Genomic DNA, 4,459 nt, shown 5'->3' with positions numbered 1-4,459 from the left:
GGCGCGTTAAGTCCTTGAATGTAAACGTGTTTTCATGCCGGCCGGACGACGGTGCGGACTTGTGTATAACGAGGTGCTTTATAGGAGGTCTGTTGGAGTTGCTACGGAACTCCCCTGAAATTGCCGCGGCACATTTCGCACTTCCAAACTTCACGCCATTGTGCCACGCGAGAAGGGCACGTTCCAAGTCTTGCCTTGTAGGGCTGCGATGAGTTGGTATGCTATATTCAAAGCCTAGCTCGTAAGCCGCCAGGCCATATCCTTGTGCATATGCACACTCCAGCATTTTTGTGCCGACTACCTCATTCGCCCAGCGATCACGCTCAGGGTGATCATCAACCGATATTAATTTCTTGCCAAGGTCGGTCAGTGCCTCAGGACTTCCCATTTGCGCAGCACGTTGCCAGAAAGCGTAGGCGCGCGTAGCGTCCACATTCACACCGGTGCCATTCATATAATACGTCCCCATGCGGTCGTAAGCAGCTGGTATTCCCTTCAGCATTGCGGCTTCTATTAGCCGGACTGCAGCTTCGTTGCCATGCGGCGGATCGCGACCTTCAATAATCAAACTGGCCAGATTAAGCATTGCCTTCCAGTGTTGTCGCTCTGCCGCTTGGCGTGTCAGTGCGACAATTCTTTTATAGTCACGGTCATCAATATATATCTCCGGACTTTCCAATGCGCGTGCTTCCTGAAACCAGGCTTCTGCCTGCGCATCGAATGGCGGAAATTTTTCAAGTGTACATGTATATGCTGAAACATGTGGATCGAAAAGTGGAAGTTCTTGATGGCGAGGTAATACATTTGTAGGGTGATTATTCATTTTGCATGCCGTAATATTAATTGATAAAAAAAATAGTAGGGTCATAGAATGCGTATTAAATCGAAATTTCTGATGTCGATAAATCATTGTTAGCTCAAGCGTGAGGTGGAACTGCGTTTATCGAGCAATGGAAGTAAAAAGCCGCTAATTATTTTCAAGTTTTTATCTCGTGCCTTTGCATTGTTCTCCATAAGACTTGTCCAGTCATCGAATGCGTCGCGGATTTCGTTCCTCGATCCGCCTCCACCGTCACAGCTCCCCCATTTTTCGCTGAGTTGGCCCCATATCCGTTTTCTCAGGTCCATTGCAGAATTTGGATCAACTGTCGCAATGTTGATTTCACTATCGGTCGCCATGCTGCGCACATTCATGTTGGCGCTTCCAGTCGTGAAAAAAGTGTCGTCAATGAGAAGCAGCTTGGAGTGAATATAGATTTCGCGGAAGTCGAACGACTTGCCATTCGGCCCACAGGCGTTGAGCATCGCCGTGCACACTTTGACGCCGAACTGCGATTCCAGCTTAATCGCATCCTGTTTGGTGATCTGGTTTGCGTGCTTGACTACTTCCGGTAACGGTGCTGGTATTGTGGCCGCCGGCCCCATGCCGTCTGCAACGCGAATCGAGCGCGGATTTTCATTGAAATCCTTGATTAAGGCAACTTGGCCCTGCATACCTTTCTGCTGTCCAAGTGTCGCCAGCGTATCGTAGGTACGCGGGATCATTTCTGGCTTCTCCGGCATGGGAATCACGATAAACACGTGCAGTACCGGCATCTTTTCCAGGGACAGTCCGGCGCTTGCGCGGCTGGCATTCCATTGGGCCATTGACTGCTTGCGCACGCGCAGCAAGCGTTGCGCCCATTCCTCCCACTGAAAATACTGGTTCTCCGCGTACAAATAACCAGCAGCACGGGTGGCCACATCGGTGGCGTTAAAATACAGATCCTCGATCGTCTTGTCCTGCTCTTCAGGTTGGGTGCGCAAGATTTGCATGCGCGGACTGCCCGCCGGCGCCTTCTTCAGACAATATTCCGGCATCGGTCGGGTGCCCAGTTCGCTCGGGTCGGTCGACTTCCGATTTGAATCGGCGCGCTCCCAGGCCTTGATAAAATTTTGATGGAGCGCAAGTAGCGCCCGCCCGCGGTCGATCCGGCATGCGTAGTCGCGGAATGGCTTCATGCTTGCATGCTCGTTGTCCGGCATGTAAGAACGGGAACTCTCCCGTTCGCGGCGCGGGTCTTCGTAGTGGTGCGATCCCGTGTCCCAATAGTCGGCCACGGAGTTCAGTCTCATGACGTAGCCGACGGCGTTGCCATGGCGATGTCGACACCCACGCAGTCCATCAGGTGCCAGGTAATGTCCGTGGCCGGCACATCGAGCATCCACGCCAGTTGGGGATTCGGGAAGCACTGGCCCGCAACGAGCCAGGTTTGCCGCCAATACTGGTTGATCGTGTTTTGCTCAGGATGCTCGGCGTGCACCCAGGGTTGCCAGATGCCGGTGACCGGACAACGCTCGCTGGCGGCGCACGCCGTGGGTTTCGCAGGCGGCGCGACAAGACGCGTACGTTTGCTGACGACCGGAGGAGAAATCGCCCCCAGATCGTGCCGTACAGTGCGCCAATTGCGCCACTGCAAACCAGGACCACCATCGGCGGCCCTGGCGTGACGCCGCTTATCTACGCGCTCGAAACGCTCGCCGACTTGATACAGTCCTGGCTCGATTGTCTCGCCCGCGCTGTCCTGGTAGGGCTTGTTTTCGTCAATGACCGGTTGCCAGTAGCCGGTGAATGGTGCGGTCGCATCTTCCGTGATCTCGTCAGTCGGCACCAAGCGATATTCGGGAGCCAGGAAAAAGCGTCCCTTGCGTTCCGAAGAGGTGCTCGGCGAACGGGGCGCGGATGGAGGGTGGCTGACGCCGCGTGCGGCGTCGAGCAGGGTGTCGCGATCGCCGTTCCAAGGGGGGAGGTCGGCGGGTGGCAATGGAATAATCATGTCCAGATTGGGGAAGCGATAATCGGGATAAAATTCAAGGATGCGACCTAGCAACTCATAACGTTCCGACCTGGCCATGTCCGGGTGCGACACCTTGCGATCAGGCGTGTTGGAGGTACGTTCAAATTCGAGTGATATCGCTGCCGCGGACCCCGCGCTACCAAACTTTACACCGTTGTGCCACGTCAGAAGCGCCTGATGAAGCTCTTCCTTTGTAGCGGCGTGACCTACCGGGTGACTATACAGATAACCGAGTTCATAAGCAGCAGGACCGTGACCTTGACCATACGCGCACTCCAGCATCTTAATTCCGACTGAAGCATTGGCCCAGCGACTTTCTCCGGGACGGTCATCGACGGAATACATTTTTCTACCCAAATCAGACAACGCCTCGGGGCTTCCCATCTTTGCAGCCTGTTGCCAAAAGGCGTAAGCGCGCGTGGCATCATGCTTGACACCGGTGCCATTCATGTAAAACGTTCCCATGCGATCATACGCTGCAGGCACGCCTATTTTCATTGCTGCTTCCACTAGTTGTACCGCGTCCTCGGCACCGTGTGGCGGATCGCGACCTTCAATAATAAAGCTTGCGAGGTTGATCATTGCCTTCCAATGTTTTCGTTCGGCTGCTTGACGCGTGAGGGCGACAATTTTTTTGTAATTGCGGTCATCAATGTAGATTTCTGGGTCTTCCAATGCGCGTGCCTCTCGAAACCATGCATCGGCTTGCGCATCGAGCGGAGGCGAAGGTACCGGAGCACAAGTGTATGCACGAATATGGGGGTTGAATAAAGCTAATTTTTCATTGCGAGGCAACTCGTCGAGCATAGTCGTATCCATTTTATACGCCATAAAAATTGATGCTAAGCAGATGGCAATGAAGAGGTTCGGCACGATACGAACCAATCGGGAATGAGGCGGCATCGTTATCCCAACCGTGAAGTAGAACAGCGTTCGTCGAAAAGAGGTAGTAGAAATCCACGACTCTTTTCGTGTAGATCTTTGCAAGCTTGATTGGTTTTCATTAAATCCGTCCAAGCTTCAAATGCCTTCGCTATTTCTTTCCTCGATCCGCTGCCGCCGTCACATTTCTCCCGATTTTCGCTGAGTTGGCCCCATATCCGTTTTCGTAGATCTGTCGCAGCAACGGGATCAACTGTCGCAATGTTGATTTCACTATCCGTCGCCATGCTGCGCACATTCATGTTGGCGCTTCCAGTCGTGAAAAAAGTGTCGTCAATGAGAAGCAGCTTGGAGTGAATATAGATCTCGCGGAAGTCGAACGACTTGCCGTTCGGACCGCAAGCGTTGAGCATCGCGGTGCACACTTTGATGCCGAACTGCGATTCCAGTTTAGTCGCATCCTGTTTGGTGATCTGGTTTGCGTGCTTGACGACTTCCGGCAATGGTGCTGGTATTGTGGCCGCCGGCCCCATGCCGTCTGCAACGGGAATCAAGCGCGGATTTTCATTGAAATCCTTGATCAAGGCGACTTGGCCCTGCATGCCTTGCTGCTGCCCAAGTGTCGCCAGCGTATCGTAGGTGCGCGGAATCATTTCTTCTTTTTCCGGCATGGGAATCACGATAAATACGTGCAGTATCGGCATCTTTTCCAGAGACAGGCCGGCGCTTGCGCGGCTGGC

At 53.6% G+C, this 4,459-nt stretch carries 4 protein-coding genes; all 4 read right to left on the bottom strand.

Features of this window, described 5'->3' with window-relative positions; all coding sequences use genetic code 11:
• On the bottom strand, positions 1-910 hold a 910-nt coding region (locus V6M87_RS26950; RefSeq protein ID WP_332879760.1), incomplete at its 3' end, for a tetratricopeptide repeat protein.
• Positions 911-912: 2 nt separating this feature from the next.
• Positions 913-2,115, bottom strand: coding sequence for a phospholipase D-like domain-containing protein (locus V6M87_RS26945; RefSeq protein WP_332879759.1), 1,203 nt, complete (start codon positions 2,113-2,115; stop codon positions 913-915).
• On the bottom strand, positions 2,112-3,644 hold the full coding sequence (locus tag V6M87_RS26940) for an SEL1-like repeat protein (protein WP_332879758.1): 1,533 nt from the start codon (positions 3,642-3,644) through the stop codon (positions 2,112-2,114). The genes V6M87_RS26945 and V6M87_RS26940 overlap by 4 nt, the downstream gene beginning before the upstream one ends.
• A gap of 98 nt (positions 3,645-3,742) precedes the next feature.
• A partial coding sequence (locus V6M87_RS26935) for a phospholipase D-like domain-containing protein (protein WP_332879757.1) occupies positions 3,743-4,459 on the bottom strand: 717 nt, incomplete at its 5' end.

It is taken from the genome of Massilia sp. S19_KUP03_FR1, assembly GCF_036688685.1.
In the GTDB taxonomy this organism is placed as follows: domain Bacteria; phylum Pseudomonadota; class Gammaproteobacteria; order Burkholderiales; family Burkholderiaceae_D; genus JALYUM01.
The sequence above is the reverse complement of the archived record's forward strand: the minus strand, read 5'-3'. Positions and strand labels throughout refer to the sequence as shown.

Excerpts from the sequence above, each read along its gene's own strand:
- V6M87_RS26945 (WP_332879759.1), bottom strand. The coding sequence starts at position 2,115 with ATGAGACTGAACTCCGTGGCCGACTATTGGGACACGGGATCGCACCAC.
- V6M87_RS26940 (WP_332879758.1), bottom strand. The coding sequence starts at position 3,644 with ATGCTCGACGAGTTGCCTCGCAATGAAAAATTAGCTTTATTCAACCCC.